Origin of the sequence: Janthinobacterium sp. NKUCC08_JDC, from assembly GCF_019345575.1 — a bacterium.
GTDB classification, from domain to species: domain Bacteria; phylum Pseudomonadota; class Gammaproteobacteria; order Burkholderiales; family Burkholderiaceae_D; genus Janthinobacterium; species Janthinobacterium aestuarii.
On record NZ_JAHKQW010000002.1, the window covers coordinates 738528 to 753766 of the forward strand.

Annotated in this window: 17 protein-coding genes; 8 read left to right on the forward strand and 9 right to left on the reverse strand. The window is 62.5% G+C overall.

Translation table 11 applies throughout. From position 1 onward, the window contains the following. The gene (mnmA, locus tag KO538_RS09340) at nucleotides 1-1122 is read left to right on the forward strand and encodes a tRNA 2-thiouridine(34) synthase MnmA (RefSeq protein ID WP_034745634.1); all 1122 of its coding nucleotides are present in this window, start codon (nucleotides 1-3) and stop codon (nucleotides 1120-1122) included. Here mnmA and KO538_RS09345 read toward each other — a convergent pair. The 4 genes from KO538_RS09345 to KO538_RS09360 all read right to left on the reverse strand — a co-directional run bounded on the left by KO538_RS09345 (nucleotide 1119) and on the right by KO538_RS09360 (nucleotide 3625). Next, nucleotides 1119-1526 carry a response regulator gene (locus tag KO538_RS09345; RefSeq protein WP_070303021.1) on the reverse strand — a complete coding sequence of 136 codons (408 nt, stop codon included), beginning with the start codon at nucleotides 1524-1526 and terminating at the stop codon, nucleotides 1119-1121. The two genes, mnmA and KO538_RS09345, sit on opposite strands and share 4 nt — an antisense overlap. 41 nt (nucleotides 1527-1567) lie before the next feature. Next, nucleotides 1568-2341 (reverse strand): 5'-3' exonuclease H3TH domain-containing protein, encoded by a 774-nt coding sequence (locus KO538_RS09350; RefSeq protein ID WP_034778849.1) that lies wholly within the window; start codon nucleotides 2339-2341, stop codon nucleotides 1568-1570. A gap of 61 nt (nucleotides 2342-2402) precedes the next feature. After that, nucleotides 2403-2936 carry an Sbal_3080 family lipoprotein gene (locus KO538_RS09355; protein WP_219328102.1) on the reverse strand — a complete coding sequence of 178 codons (534 nt, stop codon included), beginning with the start codon at nucleotides 2934-2936 and terminating at the stop codon, nucleotides 2403-2405. 17 nt (nucleotides 2937-2953) lie between these two features. After that, nucleotides 2954-3625: a glutathione S-transferase family protein gene (locus tag KO538_RS09360; RefSeq protein WP_034745630.1), complete on the reverse strand. Its 672-nt coding sequence runs from the start codon at nucleotides 3623-3625 to the stop codon at nucleotides 2954-2956. Between the two features lie 164 nt (nucleotides 3626-3789). On the opposite strand from KO538_RS09360, the gene KO538_RS09365 reads away from it, so the two are divergent. The 4 genes from KO538_RS09365 to nagZ all read left to right on the forward strand — a co-directional run bounded on the left by KO538_RS09365 (nucleotide 3790) and on the right by nagZ (nucleotide 9295). Continuing rightward, nucleotides 3790-4842, forward strand: coding sequence for a YjgN family protein (locus tag KO538_RS09365; protein ID WP_072457273.1), 1053 nt, complete (start codon nucleotides 3790-3792; stop codon nucleotides 4840-4842). A gap of 1 nt (nucleotide 4843) precedes the next feature. Further along, nucleotides 4844-5857 carry a M48 family metallopeptidase gene (locus KO538_RS09370; protein ID WP_070302859.1) on the forward strand — a complete coding sequence of 338 codons (1014 nt, stop codon included), beginning with the start codon at nucleotides 4844-4846 and terminating at the stop codon, nucleotides 5855-5857. A gap of 103 nt (nucleotides 5858-5960) precedes the next feature. After that, nucleotides 5961-7571, forward strand: a complete 1611-nt coding sequence (locus KO538_RS09375) for an FMN-binding glutamate synthase family protein (RefSeq protein ID WP_139090549.1) — start codon at nucleotides 5961-5963, stop codon at nucleotides 7569-7571. 182 nt (nucleotides 7572-7753) lie between these two features. Further along, complete coding sequence (gene nagZ, locus KO538_RS09380) at nucleotides 7754-9295, forward strand: beta-N-acetylhexosaminidase (protein ID WP_219328103.1); 1542 nt, start codon at nucleotides 7754-7756, stop codon at nucleotides 9293-9295. Nucleotides 9296-9344: 49 nt separating this feature from the next. Here the strand turns inward: nagZ and KO538_RS09385 are convergent, their stop codons facing one another. The 4 genes from KO538_RS09385 to KO538_RS09400 form a co-directional block, all read right to left on the reverse strand. Then, nucleotides 9345-9506: a hypothetical protein gene (locus KO538_RS09385; protein WP_157814699.1), complete on the reverse strand. Its 162-nt coding sequence runs from the start codon at nucleotides 9504-9506 to the stop codon at nucleotides 9345-9347. A gap of 72 nt (nucleotides 9507-9578) precedes the next feature. Beyond that, nucleotides 9579-9854, reverse strand: a complete 276-nt coding sequence (locus KO538_RS09390) for a hypothetical protein (RefSeq protein WP_070302856.1) — start codon at nucleotides 9852-9854, stop codon at nucleotides 9579-9581. A 9-nt stretch (nucleotides 9855-9863) separates the two neighbouring features. Further along, a complete protein-coding gene (locus KO538_RS09395; RefSeq protein ID WP_219328104.1) occupies nucleotides 9864-11765 on the reverse strand; it encodes a ferrous iron transporter B in 1902 nt (633 codons plus the stop codon). 2 nt (nucleotides 11766-11767) lie between these two features. Next, the gene (locus tag KO538_RS09400) at nucleotides 11768-12052 is read right to left on the reverse strand and encodes a FeoA family protein (protein ID WP_034745614.1); all 285 of its coding nucleotides are present in this window, start codon (nucleotides 12050-12052) and stop codon (nucleotides 11768-11770) included. A 413-nt stretch (nucleotides 12053-12465) separates the two neighbouring features. Between KO538_RS09400 and KO538_RS09405 the strand changes: the two genes are divergently transcribed. Both KO538_RS09405 and KO538_RS09410 read left to right on the forward strand, forming a co-directional pair. Further along, the gene (locus tag KO538_RS09405) at nucleotides 12466-12681 is read left to right on the forward strand and encodes a bacterioferritin-associated ferredoxin (protein ID WP_034745611.1); all 216 of its coding nucleotides are present in this window, start codon (nucleotides 12466-12468) and stop codon (nucleotides 12679-12681) included. Nucleotides 12682-12697: 16 nt separating this feature from the next. Beyond that, nucleotides 12698-13399 (forward strand): energy transducer TonB, encoded by a 702-nt coding sequence (locus KO538_RS09410; RefSeq protein WP_051990857.1) that lies wholly within the window; start codon nucleotides 12698-12700, stop codon nucleotides 13397-13399. 219 nt (nucleotides 13400-13618) lie between these two features. On the opposite strand, the gene KO538_RS09415 is transcribed toward KO538_RS09410, so the two are convergent. Beyond that, a complete protein-coding gene (locus KO538_RS09415; protein ID WP_070281800.1) occupies nucleotides 13619-14299 on the reverse strand; it encodes a Fe2+-dependent dioxygenase in 681 nt (226 codons plus the stop codon). 422 nt (nucleotides 14300-14721) lie between these two features. Between KO538_RS09415 and bfr the strand changes: the two genes are divergently transcribed. Then, nucleotides 14722-15198, forward strand: coding sequence for a bacterioferritin (gene bfr / locus KO538_RS09420; RefSeq protein WP_034745609.1), 477 nt, complete (start codon nucleotides 14722-14724; stop codon nucleotides 15196-15198). Nucleotides 15199-15239: the final 41 nt, after the last annotated feature.

Below are 15239 nucleotides of genomic sequence, written 5' to 3' on the forward strand. Positions count from 1 at the left end.
ATGAGCAAGAAGAAAGTCGTTATCGGCATGTCGGGCGGGGTCGATTCCTCGGTCGCGGCATGGATGCTGAAGGAACAAGGCTATGAAGTCATCGGCCTGTTCATGAAAAACTGGGAAGATGACGACGATTCGGAATACTGCTCCACGCGCCAGGACTGGATCGACGCGGCCAGCGTGGCCGACGTCATCGGCGTCGATATCGAAGCCGTCAATTTCGCCTCCGAATACAAGGACCGCGTGTTCGCCGATTTTCTGCGCGAATACCAGGCCGGCCGCACGCCGAACCCGGACGTGCTGTGCAACGCCGAAATCAAGTTCAAGGCCTTCCTCGACCACGCCATGACCCTGGGCGCCGACCTGATCGCCACCGGCCACTATGCGCGCGTGCGCCAGGCGCCGACCGATGCGGGCCGTTATGAACTGCTGAAAGCCGTCGACGCCAGTAAGGACCAGAGCTACTTCCTGCACCGGCTGAACCAGGCGCAGTTGTCGAAAACCCTGTTTCCGCTCGGTGAAATCCCGAAGACGGAAGTACGCAAGATCGCTGAAAAACTGGCGCTGCCGAACGCGCAGAAGAAGGATTCGACGGGCATTTGCTTTATCGGCGAGCGCCCGTTCCGCGAATTCTTGAACCGCTACCTGTCGTACAAGCCGGGTCCGATGAAAACGGCCGACGGCAAGACCGTGGGCGAACATGTGGGACTGAGTTTTTATACCCTGGGCCAGCGCAAGGGCATCGGCATCGGCGGCGTGAAGTCGTACCAGAACGCGGACGGCAGCAGCGACGCCTGGTATGTGGCGCGCAAGGATATCGCCAACAACACCCTGTGGGTGGTGCAGGGCCATGACCACCCGTGGCTGCTGTCGCCCGCCTTGACGGCCGACCAGGCCAGCTGGGTCGCCGGCACGGCGCCGCAGGCGGGCGCCTTGAGCGCCAAGACGCGCTACCGCCAGGCCGACGTGGCTTGCCAGCTGCTGCCGGATGGGAATGAACACTTCGGCCTGGCCTTCGACCAGGCGCAATGGGCCGTCACGCCGGGCCAGTCGGCCGTGCTGTACGACGGCGACGTATGCCTCGGCGGCGGCATCATCGCCAGCGCGACGGGCCTGGCTGGCGTCTAACTATTGCCTTGCGCGGCGGCGGCCAAAGCCTGCTGCTTGCGCACCATGGCGATCACCGTATTGCGCACGGTTTTCAGGACCGTGTCGGCCATGAACGGTTTCACGATAAAACCCGACACGCCCATGGCGAGGGCCGCCTGCAGCGAGGTGGCGTCGATGCCGCCCGAGACCATGAAAATGAGCGTCTTCGGATACTGGGCGCGGATGGTTTGCACCACATTGGTCCCGTCTTCCACCTGCTCGCGCGCGATGCAGACGAAATGCGGGTGGTGCTTGACCAGCAGCGCCAGCCCCAGCGCGCTCGTATGCGTCTGCCCGCAGACATCGTAGCCGCCATCGGTCAGGACCGTGTTCAGCAGGCCGCGCGCCACGGCGCTGCTATCGATCAGGACTGTCTTTAACATCATGATTTACTTCCCTTGCTTGATTGTTCTTGCCTGGCGCTTTACTTTTCCCACACCAGCTTGTTCCAGGTGACACCCAAGGTCACGTCGGTCTTGAGCGCAACTAACTTTCTTGAAAGATACAGTATTTCCCGCTCTTTTCGCAGGCTTTCACCGAGCGCACCGGGCAAAATGCCCGCGCCGGCCATCACGGCGTCAATATTGCCGTAGGCGCGCAACAGTTTTGCGCCCGTCTTCAGGCCGATCTTCGACACGCCGGGGATGCTGTCGGTGACGTCGCCCATCAGCGCCAGCAGGTCGGGCAGCAGTTCCGGCGGCACGCCGAACTTTTTCTCGACCCAGGCGTGGTCGTGCCAGACGCCCTTGAAGTGGTCCCACACGAGCGCGCCGTGCGCGATCAGGCCGTGCAAATCCTTGTCGGTGGTGGCGATGACAGCCGCGCCGCGCCCCTCGTGCAGCCAGCGCATGACGGCCGTGCCGATCACGTCGTCGGCCTCGACCTCGGGAATGCTGACCACGTGCATGCCGAAGCTGGCCAGGGTGGCGTAGAAGCCAGGCAAGGCGTCGCGCAGCACCTGCGGCATGGGCTGGCGCCCCTCGCGGTAACCGGCATACAGGGCGTGGCGCCAGGTCGGGCCGCCAAAGTCGAAGGCCGGCAGGATGTGCGTCGGCTCGTGGTCGTTGATGAGCGTGCGGAACGACGACAGCGCATGGCGCAGCGCGATCTCCGCCTTCAGGTCGGAATCGGGTTCAGGACTGGCTTCGTAGACGCGGCGTACGATATTCAAGCCGTCGATAGCGAGGAGTCTGGCCATGCGGTAAATGGATACTGGTTGAATCGATCATTTTACCGTATGGGCCGCTCCGAAAGCAGTTTCACATCCCCGCGCCGCCTGGGAAGAGTTGATTGACCAACTCGCCAATCTTTTGATCCGCATCGATGAACTTCGCCGTATTCATGCCGGCGCGTTTGGCGTCGTATACGACTTCGCCCACCACTTTGCCATTGTTGTACACCTTAATATTCGCATAATTCATGTACATCGCCAGATCCCAACGCCAGTTTGCCGTGTAGGTGGACGTCAGGGGGCATTCGATGATCGATGCGGTAGGCGGCAGTTGACGGGCGATATATCCCTTGCCTTCGAGCGCTCGCTTGTACGACGTAATAAACCCGACTCGCACATCGGGGTTATCCAGAATGCATACTTCCTTGCTGGCGAAATGCTCCACCGGCTTGACTGTCTGTTTAATTGCGCATCCCGTGAATAGCAGCATCAGGGCGGAAACAAGCGTTATTCTTTTGAGCATGGAAGGAGCGCATCGCAGCGCGGTTAGATGGTTGCATGAAGGAAAATATTCTATAGCAAAATAATATGAAAAAGTAATATTAATTTCCTTGCATGCCATCTTCCGCACTCATCATTTTACTTTGCGAAATCGTAGGGCCCGCCACGTTCGAGCGCCCGCTGGTAGGCTGGCCGCGCATGAATGCGCTGCAGGAACGCCGTCAGCTTTGGCAGGCGCTCGTCGAGTCCGCCGCGCATGGCCGCCGCTTCCAGTGGAAAGCTCATCTGGATGTCGGCCGCCGTGAATTCATTGCCGGTAAACCATTTGCTGTTCTCCAGTTCCGCTTCCATGTAGGCCAGCTGGCTGTTGATATTGGGCAGGATGAAGCTGCTCTTGACCTTGCTGGCGATGCCGCGCGCGATCGGTTTGACGAAAAACGGCATCGGCGACGATTCGACCTTGTCGAATACCAGCTTCATCAGCAGCGGCGGCATGGCCGAGCCTTCCGCGAAATGCAGCCAGTAGGTCCAGCGCAGCTTCTCCGGCGTGCCCGCCGCCGGGATCAAGCGGCCATTGCCGTAGCGCTCGACCAGGTACTCGATGATGGCGCCCGATTCGGCGATGGTGTTGGCGCCATCGGTGATCACGGGCGACTTGCCCAGCGGATGGACGGCCTTCAGCGAGGCTGGCGCCAGCATGGTTTTCGGGTCGCGCTGGTAGCGCTTGACCTCGTAATCGAGGCCCAGTTCCTCGAGCAGCCAGAGCACGCGCTGCGAGCGCGAATTGTTCAGATGATGGACGACGATCATGGTTTTCCCGTTAAGCGATGGTTGAGTTCCAGTATAGCCGGGACGGCCGGATCGGGGCGGCGCAAGGGAATCTGCAAAAAAATTGCGAAAAACAGTATTTTCAATTGATAACTTTTCAATCTTCCCTTATCTTGTTTTGTTTCCAATAAGTAAGGAAACCCCCTGTGGATTTCGACACCAACAACACCACGCCCAAGCGCGAAGCCATCACCTTCAGCGCCACCGGCAGCGAATACTTCCGCATCTGGATCGTCAACCTGCTGCTGAGCATCGTCACCCTGGGCATTTACTCCGCCTGGGCCAAGGTGCGCCGCAACCGCTATTTCTATTCCAGCACCCACCTGGCTGGCAGCAGCTTCGAATACCACGGCAATGCCGTCGCCATCCTGAAGGGCCGCATCGCGGCCGTCGTACTGATCGGCGGCTACAACATCGCCTTCCAGATCTCGCCCATCATCGGCCTGATCATGCTCGTGCTGATGATGGCCGTGCTGCCATGGCTGGTGTGGAAAAGCCTGCAATTCAAGCTGTACAACACCAGCTACCGCGGCATCCGCTTCGGCTTTGACGGCAGCGCCAAAGAAGCCTACAAATACTTCCTGTGGCTGCCCATCCTGAACACCTTCACGGCTGGCCTGATGACGCCGTTCCTGCACCAGCGCCTGAAGCGCTTCCAGCACACGCAAAGCCGCTTCGGCAGCAGCAACTTCAGCTTCGACGCCTCGGTCGGCAGCTTCTACAAAACCTATTTGCTGTTCTTCGCCCTGCTGCTGGCCGGTTTCCTGGTCCTGATCTTTGTCGTCTTCGCCAGCGTCTTCGCCACGTTTGCCACCGATGCCAACGATGTCACCAAGGCCGGCAGCATCTTCGGCGCCGTGGCCGCCCTGTATGCCTGGGCCTTTATCGTGCTGCCGCTGTTCCTGACCATGATCCAGAACCTGATCTGGAACCACACGCGCCTGCAGCAGCACCAGTTCCAGTCGCAGCTGACGTGGGGCCGCACCACCTTCATCATGCTGACCAACCTGCTGGGCATCGTCGTCACCCTGGGCCTGTTTTCGCCATTCGCCCAGGTGCGCTGGCTGAAGTACCGCCTGGAAGCGACTTCGATGCTGGTGCACGGCAGCCTCGACGCCTTTGTCGCCGCCACCGGCGAGCAAGTGTCGGCCACGGGCGAAGGCATGGTCGACCTGCTGGACTTCGACCTGTCGCTGTAACATGACGCTCGACAATCAAGCACCGGGCGCGGCCCCCGTGCCCGCGCGCTATTTCGACGGCCAGACCTCGCGCCTGTACCACGTCACGCTCAGCGTGCGCGATGGCATGGCCGTGCTGGCCGGCGATATCGAGCGCAGCTCCCCGCTGGGCGAGCTGCACGTGTCCGAACGCAGCAGCCATGCCGTGCGCAAGGTCAGCTTTCCCGACGGCGCCTATCTGGAGATCGCCGACCAGGCGGCCTTCAACGACATGCTGCATGACACGGGCCACCGCGATGGCTGGGTGGTGCGGCTGCAGCAAAGCTGGCGCGGCGCCCTGCTGGCCACGGTCGCCACCGTGCTGGCCCTGTGGCTCAGCTATCAGTACCTGCTGCCGGTCGTGGCGAAGGGCGTCGCGTATGCGATTCCCCAGTCCGTCGAGCGCCAGCTGGGCCAGGGCGTGCTCGATTTCCTCGACGAACACGTGTTTGAGGCAAGCAAGCTCGCTGACGCGCGCCAGCAAGCCTTGCGCGCCCGGTTCGCGCGCCTGGCCACGCCCGGCGACAGCACGCCCGAGCACCGCATCGTTTTCCGCAAGAGCAAGATCGGTCCGAACGCGTTCGCCCTGCCGTCCGGCGACATCGTGCTGACCGATGAAATGGTGGAACTGATGCCGGACGACGATGCCATCATGGGCGTGCTGGCGCATGAACTGGGCCATTTGCAGCAGCGCCACCTGACGCGCCGCCTGATCCAGACGTCGGCCGTGGGCGCCGGCGCGGCGCTGCTGTTCGGCGACGTGTCGACCGTGGTGGCGACCTTGCCGCCGCTGCTGCTGGACTTGAAGTATTCGCGCGACGTCGAGCGCGAGGCGGACGACTACGCGATCGCCATGCTGCGCCAGAACGCTATTCCACTGGAACACCTGGCGCAAGTGTTTGTCGCCCTGGGCAAGCTGGATCACGGCACGCCCTACCTGTCTAGCCATCCGGCCAGCGCAGAGCGTGTCGAGCGTATCCGCGCCGCACAGCGCTAAGTCTTCACGCGGCGTCCACCGGGCGCCGCTTTCTTTCCCTCCAGCACGTTCGGCGAATCGAAGGTAGACTCGGCTTTACCAGTCTGACTTCACCGGAGTACCCATGCACCTAGTACCATTTCGCTACCTGACCTTCATTGCGACGGCAGCCATCTTTGTCCTGTCCCTGTTTTACTACGATCATTACTGGCTGCCCGTGCTGGCCGGTGCGCTGACCCTGGTCGGCATCAGCGACCTGCTGCAAACGAAGCGCGCCCTGCGCCGCAATTACCCCATCCTCGCGCATTTCCGCTTCTTTTTTGAGAGCATCCGCCCCGAAATCCGCCAGTATTTCCTGGAAAGCGACAGCGAAGCGACGCCGTTCTCGCGCAGCCAGCGCAGCATCGTCTACCAGCGCGCCAAGGAGCAGACGGACAAGCGTCCGTTCGGCACCCAGCTCGACGTGTATGAAGCGGGCTACGAATGGATCAACCATTCCATCGCGCCCGCCAAGGTAACGGGCCACGATTTCCGCATCGAGATCGGCAACCATCCGGACTGCCCGCGCGCCAAGCCGTATTCGGCCAGCGTCTTCAATATCTCGGCGATGAGCTTTGGCGCACTGTCGGCCAACGCCATCCTGGCCCTGAACGGCGGCGCGCGCAGCGGCGGCTTCATGCACGACACGGGCGAAGGCAGCATCAGCCCCTACCACCGCGAAAACGGGGGTGACCTGGTGTGGGAAATCGGCTCCGGCTACTTCGGCTGCCGCAATCAGGACGGCACGTTTTCGGAAGAACGCTTCATCGCCAACGCCAGCTCCGAGCAAGTGAAAATGATCGAGCTGAAAATGTCGCAGGGCGCCAAGCCGGGCCACGGCGGCGTACTGCCCGGGCCGAAAGTGACGATCGAGATCGCCACCACGCGCGGCGTGATGGTGGGCGAGGATTGCGTCTCGCCGGCCGCGCACAGCGCCTTTTCCACGCCGCTGGAAATGCTGCACTTCATCGACCGCCTGCGCACGCTCTCCGGCGGCAAGCCGACGGGCTTCAAGCTGGCCATCGGCCATCCGTGGGAGTTCTTCGCCATCGTCAAAGCCATGCTGGAAACGGGCATCACGCCCGACTTCATCGTCGTCGACGGCAGCGAAGGGGGCACGGGCGCCGCGCCCCTGGAATTCACGGACCATGTGGGCACGCCGCTGCAGGAAGCGCTGGTGCTCGTGCATAACACCCTCGTGGGCGCCAACCTGCGCGCGAAGATCAAGATCGGCTGCTCGGGCAAGATCATCACGGCCTTCGACATCGCCCGCTTGCTGGCGCTGGGCGCCGACTGGTGCAATTCGGCGCGCGGCTTCATGTTCGCGCTGGGCTGCATCCAGTCGCAAAGCTGCCACACGGACCGCTGCCCCACGGGCGTGGCCACGCAAGACCCGCAGCGCCAGCGCGCGCTGGTGGTGCCCGACAAGATCGCCCGCGTGGCGCACTTCCACCAGAACACCATGAAGGCGCTGGCCGAACTGATCGCCGCCGCCGGCCTCGCGCACCCGCAGGAACTGCGCCCGCACCACCTGGTGCGCCGCATTTCGCCGAACCAGGTGAAACTGGCGTCGGCCCTGCTGCCGTTCCTGGAAGCGGGCCAGTTGCTCGATCCGAGCCAGCTGCCGCAATTGCCGCCCGTGTTCGGCCTGTATTGGCCAAAGGCGCAATCGGCCTCGTTCCAGCGCCTCGATTGACAGCGCCGTTGCGCAAGTGGAGCAATACCACTTAACAACCACTTGCGCAAATATCCAAATCCAATACAATACCAAAATAAGTATAAAACCAAGGCAGCTTTTCCGGTGATTGTCCAGACGCGTCACCAGGGGCCAGAATACGGACTTGTCGTCATCAGAATGAATACCGGAGGAGTTGCAGCATGGAACAGGGTTTGCGCGAGAAAGTAGGACAGCTATTCATGGTGGGCTTCGACGCCCTGCAGGCGGACGAGCATATCAAGACCTTGATACGCGAAAAGAAGGTGGGCGGCGTGATCCTGTTCCGCCGCAACGTGCATACGCCCGCGCAAGTGTCCGCCCTGTGCCGCGAACTGCAGGAGATCAACGCGGAAGTGTCCGACACCCCGCTGCTGATCTCCATCGATCAGGAAGGCGGCATGGTGATGCGCATCGAACAGGGCGTCACGCCGATTCCCGCAGCGATGGCCTTCCAGGCGGCCGGTTCCATCGACGACTGCGAACGCATGAACCAGATCAGCGGCGATGAAATGCGCCAGGTGGGCATCAATATGCTGCTCGCGCCCGTGCTGGACGTGAACAACAACCGCAACAACCCCGTCATCGGCGTGCGCGCGTATGGCGAGGATGCCGCCACCGTCATCGACTACGGCATGGCGGCCATGCGCGGCCAGCGCGCCAGCGGCGTGGCCGTCACCGCCAAGCACTTCCCCGGCCACGGCGACACGGCCACCGACACGCATTACGCCATGGCCCTGGTCCCGCACGACAAGGAACGCCTGCGCGCCGTGGAACTGGCGCCGTTCCGCGCGGCCATTGCCGGCGGCGTCGATGCCATCATGACGGCGCACGTGGTCTTCCCCGCTTTCGAGGCCGATACCAGTGTGCCGGCTACCCTGTCGAAAGGCGTGCTGACGGACCTGCTGCGCGGCGAGTTGAAATACCAGGGCGTCGTCATCACCGACTGCCTGGAGATGGCGGCGATTGCCGACGGCATCGGCATCGCGCAGGGCGCCATCACCACCTTGCAGGCTGGCGCCGACATCGTCCTCATCTCGCACCGCGAAGCGCAGCAGACGGCCGCCATCGATGCCGTCATCGCCGCCGTGGAGCGCGGCGACATTGCCATCGCCCGCATCGACGCGGCTTGCGCGCGCGTGGCGGAACTCAAGCGCAACCGCGCCGTGCGCGACTGGCGCGAACGCCCTGTCGCCCCGCCGGCGCTGATGCAGCCGGCCGCCATGGCCCTGTCGCAGCTGCTGCAAAAGGCCGCCTTGCGCGTGCAGGGCGACTACCGCCCGCTCGACGCCAGCCTGCCCGTGACCCTGCTGACGGTGGAAGTGCGCTCGCGCAGCGAAATCGACGAAGTGGCGCTGGGCCGCAACAAGGAAGCGCGCAGCTCGATGCTGCCGGCGCTGCTCGAAGCGGGCCTGGACGTACGCGAGTACGCCTTGTCGGCCGAGGCGCTGGAAGAAGAGGTCAATGCAGCCATCGCCTTTGCGCAAGGCGCGCAGCAGATCGTGCTGCAAACGTATAACGCCATGTTCGTCGACGGCCAGCGCCGCCTGGTGGACGCCCTGCCGCACGACAGACTGTGGCTGGTGGCGGGCCGTCTGCCGTATGACCTGGATCTGGCGCCCGACGCGCAAGGCCGCCTGGCCGCCTTCGGCTGCCGCCCGGCCGCGCTGGTGCCGGTCGTCGACAAGCTGGCGGGCAAGGCGTAAGCGCAGCGCTGCAGACGTAAAAAAACCCGCATGCGCGGGTTTTTTTCATTCAGCTTGGCGCAACGGGCGGCAGCGCCGCCACCGCCAGCAAGGCAAACGGACCGAGGAACAGGCCGATGCCGAACCAGAGTCCCCCGTGGCGGCCGCGCCGGCTGGCCAGCAGCCAGGTGGCGACCGCAAACAGAAACATGAAGATCAACAGTATCGCCATTGCCACTCCTTGCCATGCGGAAAGCCCAGTGTAGCCCACAGGCGCGCCCGTGGCTACACTGAAATACAAGCCCTAGCGCTGCACCTGCATCAGGATCACGCGCTTGCTGCTGCCGTCGGCCGGTGGCGTGGCGGACGGCGGCGGCGGGCTGTCGCAGGAGCCGCAGGAACCGCAGCCACTGCCGCAACCGGGCGCCACCTTGAAGAAGGTCGACATCTTCGCCTCATCGAGGCCGCAGCGCACGAGGCCGCGCACGATGGCGCGGCGCACGCCCGCCGGCAGGTACTTGGTCGAAAAATGCAGCAGCGCGGCTGCGACGATCAGGGCGACGATGAGGGTTTGCCACATGCTTTTCTCCTAAGCGCCCAGCAACAGGGCGACGCGGTACGTGATGAACGAGGCGGCATACGCCAGGGCGAACATGTAGCCGGCCATCAGCAGCGGATAGCGCCAGCCGCCCGTCTCGCGTTTCACCACGGAGAGGGTCGACAGGCACTGCGGCGCAAATACATACCAGGCCAGCAGGGACAGCGCCGTGGCCATCGACCACGAATGGGCGATCAGCGGCTCCAGCGTGGTGGCAAGCGCGTCGCCCGTTTGCGACAGCGCATACACGGTGCCCAGGGCGCCGACGGCCACTTCGCGCGCCGCCATGCCCGGCACCAGCGCGATGCAGATCTGCCAGTTGAAGCCGATCGGCGCGAAGATCACTTCCAGGCCGCGGCCCAGGATGCCGGCCAGGCTGTAATAGATCGGCGGGTGGATCGCGTTGTCCGGCGGGCCGGGGAAGGTGCTGAGGAACCACAGGATGATCATCAGGCTCAGGATGATGGTGCCGACGCGCGTGAGGAAGATCTTCGCGCGCTCCCACAGGCTGACGGCCAGGTTGCGCAGGTGCGGCCAGTGGTAGGCCGGCAGTTCCAGCAGCAGCGGCTGGTTGCCGCGCACGCCCATGCTGCGCTTCATGACCCAGGCCACGGCCATGGCCGAGATGATGCCGGCAAAGTACAGGACGAACAGCACCAGGCCTTGCAGGCTCAAATAGCCCCACACCTGGCGTTCCGGAATGAAGGCGGCGATGATCAGCGCATACACGGGCAGGCGCGCCGAACACGTCATCAGCGGCGCGATCATGATGGTGACGAGGCGGTCGCGCGGATTCTGGATGGTGCGCGCCGCCATCACGCCGGGAATGGCGCAGGCAAAGCTCGACAGCAGCGGGATGAAGGCGCGGCCCGACAGGCCCACGCCGCCCATCAGGCGGTCCAGCAAAAAGGCCGCGCGCGGCAGGTAGCCGCAGTCTTCCAGGCTCAGAATGAAGAAGAACAGGATCAGGATCTGCGGCAGGAAAACCAGCACGCTGCCGACGCCGCCGATGATACCTTCCACCAGCAAGCTTTTCAGGTGGCCGTCAGGCATGTTCGCCGTCAGCAGGGCGCCCAGGTGGCCCACGCCATCGGTGATCATTTCCATCGGCGTGGCGGCCCAGGCAAACACGGCCTGGAAGATCAGGAACATCAGCACGGCCAGGATGATGGGACCGAAAACGGGGTGCAGCACCACGTCGTCGATCTTTTCCGTCAGGTTGCCGCTGTCGCGCGTGTCGTTGCTGACGGCGGCCAGGATGCGGCGCACTTCGCGCTGGGTTTCTTCGACGCTGACGGCATCGATGGCCGCCAGCGGTTTCGCTTCAACGACCGGCAGCGGCAGCATGGCGTCGATGGCGTCGAGCAGGGCTTTTTCGCCATCGTGCTGCACCGCGATGGTTTCCACCACGGGCATGCCCAGTTCGGCCGACAGCCTGGCCGTGTCGATCAGCATGCCGCGCTTGCGCGCCACGTCCGTCATGTTCAGCGCCAGCAGCATGGGCAGGCCCAGGCGCTTGACTTCCAGCACCAGGCGCAGATTCAGGCGCAAATTGGTGGCGTCGACGACGCAGATGATGGCGTCCGGGCGCGGGTCGCCCTTCCGCAAGCCGCCCACTACGTCGCGCGTGATCGCTTCATCGGGCGTGGTGGCCGACAGGCTGTAGGCGCCAGGCAGGTCAAGCACGCGCACGGGCTTGCCGGCGGGCGACGTGAAATGGCCTTCCTTGCGCTCGATGGTGACGCCGGCGTAGTTCGCCACTTTCTGGCGCGCGCCCGTCAAACGGTTGAACAGGGCGGTCTTGCCGCAGTTCGGATTGCCCAGCAGGGCAATTTGTGGCTGATGCGGCGGCTTGTGCACGCCCGCATCGACGATTGTTTCGACAGCACCCATGGTCATTCCGGTTGAAGCAGCGGTTGAATCGTAATCAGCGCCGCTTCGAAGCGGCGCAGCGCGAACGTGGCATTGCCCACCTTGATGGCCAGCGGATCGCCGCCGGGAATGCCGCGCTTGAGCATGCGGATGCGTTCGCCGGGAACGAATCCCAGCTCCATCAGGCGGCGGACGAGGTCGACGCCGTCCTCCGTCTGTCCTGCCGTGTGGGGCGTGATATGCAACACCGTGCCGCTCTGGCCAACTGCCAGCGCGTCGAGCGTCATCATGGGTGGAACTAGAGTCATGAGCAAATTCCGTTCAAATTAAGAACACCGGGGACAGACTGCTGCGCGTGGCGCATCGTGTTTGACGTGGGTGTTGTGAGGTAAAACGCAACTGTTGCGCATTACCGACAAGCGGCCTTTCAAACTGTCCGGACGGCGACCGTCCGAGACAATACCAGCATTATAAACATGAATGCGAATAGTTTTTATTTAGCCCGGAGAGCCGCCCCCATCAAGGGCTGCACCATCCGAAGAAATGGCATATCGATGCGCCGCGCCAGGCCGCCAACTGCCGCACACTTGATCAAAATCGCTTGCATTGTCCCGCACTTTGCGCGACAATGAAACGTAATGATAATGATTCTCATTAAAACACTAGCAACAATGCTTCCAAGCACTAGTGTCTGTTCATCCTCCAGCCAGAAGGTGTATCAATGATTGTATGTGTCTGCAACAACATATCTGATCGTGAAATCCGTCAAGCCGTCGATCTTGGCCTGTCCAGCATGGCCGAACTGCGCCGCGACCTGGGCGTGGCCACCTGCTGCGGCAAATGCCACACCTGCGCGCGGGAAGTGCTGAACGATCATCTGAACGCCACCGTGGCGCTGCAAGAAACCGTATTGATGCGAGCTGTACTGACAAACTAAGAAAGCGATGAATGCCATGACGATGATGCCCCCGCCCGTAACGGTGCAGGCCGTGCAGCAATTTGCCGACTTCGACAAGAAGCGCAACAAATTCGCGCCGCTGATGGCCATCGTCGTCCTGCATATCGCCGGCTTTTACGCCATCCAGAGCGGGCTCTTGAGCCGCGTCGTCACGGCGGCCATGCCGACCATCACGACCATCAGCATCATCGCCCCGCCGGCGCCACCGAAACCGCCGGCGCCGTCCGTACCGAAAACCGTGGAACTGAGCGCGCCCGTGCCGCGCGCCGTGATCCCGCCGCTGCCGCTGATCGCCGTGGCGCCAAGCGAACCGACGATCACGCCGCCGCAGCCGACGCGCGCCGAAGCGGCACCTGTCGCCACCGCCGCACCGACAGCGCCAGCGGCACCATCGCCGACGCCACCAGCACCTTCGACGCCGCGCACCGTCAGCAGCGTCGAATACATCAAGGCGCCGCAACTGATCTACCCGAATCTGTCGCGCCGTCTGGGCGAAAGCGGCACCGTCGTGCTGCGCATCCTGATCAATGAAAAAGGCTTGCCCGAGCAAATCCTGATCCAGAAATCGACCGGTTACAACAACCTCGACGAAGCGGGCCGCCAGGCCGCGCAGCGCGCGCTGTTCAAGCCGATGATCGAAAACGGCAAGCCCGTACCCGTCTACGTTTTAGTACCGCTGACCTTCCAACTGAGCTAGCCTTCCGGCGGCCCTTGGGCCGCTGCCAGCCCGCAAGCACCGCACCCTGTGCCCTGCTTGCTTTTTTGCGCCCGTTTTAGTCAAGCGATTTGCTTGTTTCAGTCTGCCAGCCTACATCCCCGGGCCAGGCAGACTTTTTTTTGCCTGCTATGGGGTCAGACCCTCAACACCGCCAACGCCCAGTTCAGCGCCAACGTCGCCGGGGGTCTGACCCCAGCCTTACATCTCCGCCCACATTCTGAGCAGATTGTGATAATGCCCCGTCAGTCCCACCGTCGCCGGTGAATCGCCATGCTCCGCGCGCACGCTCTGGATATTCTGATCGAGCTCGAACAGCATGCTGCGTTTCCAGTCCTCGCGCACCATGCTTTGCGTCCACAGGAAGGAGCAGATACGCTCGCCGCTGGTGACGGGCAGCACCTGATGCACGCTGCTCGACGGATACACGATCACGTCACCGGCCGGCAGTTTCACTTCATGCGTGCCATACGCATCGACCACCACCAGCTCGCCGCCTTCGTACTCATCCGGCTCGCTGAGGAACACGGTCGACGAGACGTCGGCGCGCATCGACTGCATGCCGTTTTTCGGCGTGCGGATGGCGCCATCGATATGCAAGCCATAGTGCTCGCCGCCCGCATAGCTGTTGAAGAAGGGCGGCAGGATACGCAGCGGCAGCACGGCCGCAAAGAACAGCGGATTGGCCATCAGCGCGCGGCTGACGATCTCGCCCAGTTCCAGCGCCAGCGGCGATCCTTCGGCCAGCTGGCGGTTGCGCTTGACTTGCGCGCCTTGCGCTCCGACGCTGGCGCGTCCGTCGACCCAGTCCGTCTGCGCCAGGCGCTGGCGGAAATGCGTCACCTGTTCCGGCGTCAGCACGCCGGGTATATGCAGCATCATCTTGCTATCCTTTTTTCGGTAAATATCGCTGCCCGATTATCGCATCGCCGGCGTCGGCCAAGAAGGCACAAAAGCAAGAACGGACGAACATTTCCCGCCTTTTCAGCGCGGCCATGCACGCGCGCCAGCGGCGGCAAAACAGTGCTGGAAACGCGAATGAGAATGGCCTTCATTTTCCTTAACAAATAAAAAACGGCGCAACTGGGCAATCCACTTGAGAATGGGTTTTATTCGCACGATATTTACGTTAAAAAGACGGAAAAATGCCGTTTAGCACCGAAAATCGTCGGCATTTTGCGCTATCATGCGGGCATAGCGAAACCGGCAACCTGCGCGCCACCAGGCAGCCAACGCCACCCGGCAGTGAACGCCAGCAGCCTGCGGTTTCATCATCGAACACGACACAGAACAAAGGAAATCCCATGAAGGGCGATAAAGAAGTCATCCGCATGCTCAACGCACAGCTCACCAACGAACTGTCGGCCATCAACCAGTACTTCCTGCATGCGCGCATGTACAAGCACTGGGGCCTGGAAAAGCTGGGCAAGAAGGAATACGAAGAATCGATCGGCGAAATGAAACACGCCGACAAGCTGATCGACCGCATCCTGATGCTCGACGGCCTGCCTAACCTGCAAGCGCTGCACAAGCTGCTGATCGGCGAGAACACGCCGGAAATGCTGGAATGCGATTTGAAGCTGGAACGCGCCGCGCACGCCACCGTCAAGGAAGGCATCGCCATCAGCGAAAAAGCGGGCGACTACGTATCACGCGACCTGTTCCTGATGATCCTGGAAGACACGGAAGAGCATATCGACTGGCTCGAAACGCAGATCGACCTGATCGCCAAGGTCGGCATCCAGAACTACCTGCAAAGCCAGATGGCGATTGAAGAATAATTGTTCTTCGAGGCAGATAAAAAAAACCGGCAGCGCCGGTT

What these genes read in the sequence shown, in the direction of transcription:
- mnmA (WP_034745634.1), top strand. Translation starts at nt 1, where the DNA reads ATGAGCAAGAAGAAAGTCGTTATCGGCATGTCGGGCGGGGTCGATTCC.
- KO538_RS09345 (WP_070303021.1), bottom strand. Translation starts at nt 1,526, where the DNA reads ATGTTAAAGACAGTCCTGATCGATAGCAGCGCCGTGGCGCGCGGCCTG.
- KO538_RS09350 (WP_034778849.1), bottom strand. Translation starts at nt 2,341, where the DNA reads ATGGCCAGACTCCTCGCTATCGACGGCTTGAATATCGTACGCCGCGTC.
- KO538_RS09355 (WP_219328102.1), bottom strand. Translation starts at nt 2,936, where the DNA reads ATGGCATGCAAGGAAATTAATATTACTTTTTCATATTATTTTGCTATA.
- KO538_RS09360 (WP_034745630.1), bottom strand. Translation starts at nt 3,625, where the DNA reads ATGATCGTCGTCCATCATCTGAACAATTCGCGCTCGCAGCGCGTGCTC.
- KO538_RS09370 (WP_070302859.1), top strand. Translation starts at nt 4,844, where the DNA reads ATGACGCTCGACAATCAAGCACCGGGCGCGGCCCCCGTGCCCGCGCGC.
- KO538_RS09375 (WP_139090549.1), top strand. Translation starts at nt 5,961, where the DNA reads ATGCACCTAGTACCATTTCGCTACCTGACCTTCATTGCGACGGCAGCC.
- nagZ (WP_219328103.1), top strand. Translation starts at nt 7,754, where the DNA reads ATGGAACAGGGTTTGCGCGAGAAAGTAGGACAGCTATTCATGGTGGGC.
- KO538_RS09385 (WP_157814699.1), bottom strand. Translation starts at nt 9,506, where the DNA reads ATGGCGATACTGTTGATCTTCATGTTTCTGTTTGCGGTCGCCACCTGG.
- KO538_RS09390 (WP_070302856.1), bottom strand. Translation starts at nt 9,854, where the DNA reads ATGTGGCAAACCCTCATCGTCGCCCTGATCGTCGCAGCCGCGCTGCTG.
- KO538_RS09395 (WP_219328104.1), bottom strand. Translation starts at nt 11,765, where the DNA reads ATGGGTGCTGTCGAAACAATCGTCGATGCGGGCGTGCACAAGCCGCCG.
- KO538_RS09400 (WP_034745614.1), bottom strand. Translation starts at nt 12,052, where the DNA reads ATGACTCTAGTTCCACCCATGATGACGCTCGACGCGCTGGCAGTTGGC.
- KO538_RS09405 (WP_034745611.1), top strand. Translation starts at nt 12,466, where the DNA reads ATGATTGTATGTGTCTGCAACAACATATCTGATCGTGAAATCCGTCAA.
- KO538_RS09410 (WP_051990857.1), top strand. Translation starts at nt 12,698, where the DNA reads ATGACGATGATGCCCCCGCCCGTAACGGTGCAGGCCGTGCAGCAATTT.
- KO538_RS09415 (WP_070281800.1), bottom strand. Translation starts at nt 14,299, where the DNA reads ATGATGCTGCATATACCCGGCGTGCTGACGCCGGAACAGGTGACGCAT.
- bfr (WP_034745609.1), top strand. Translation starts at nt 14,722, where the DNA reads ATGAAGGGCGATAAAGAAGTCATCCGCATGCTCAACGCACAGCTCACC.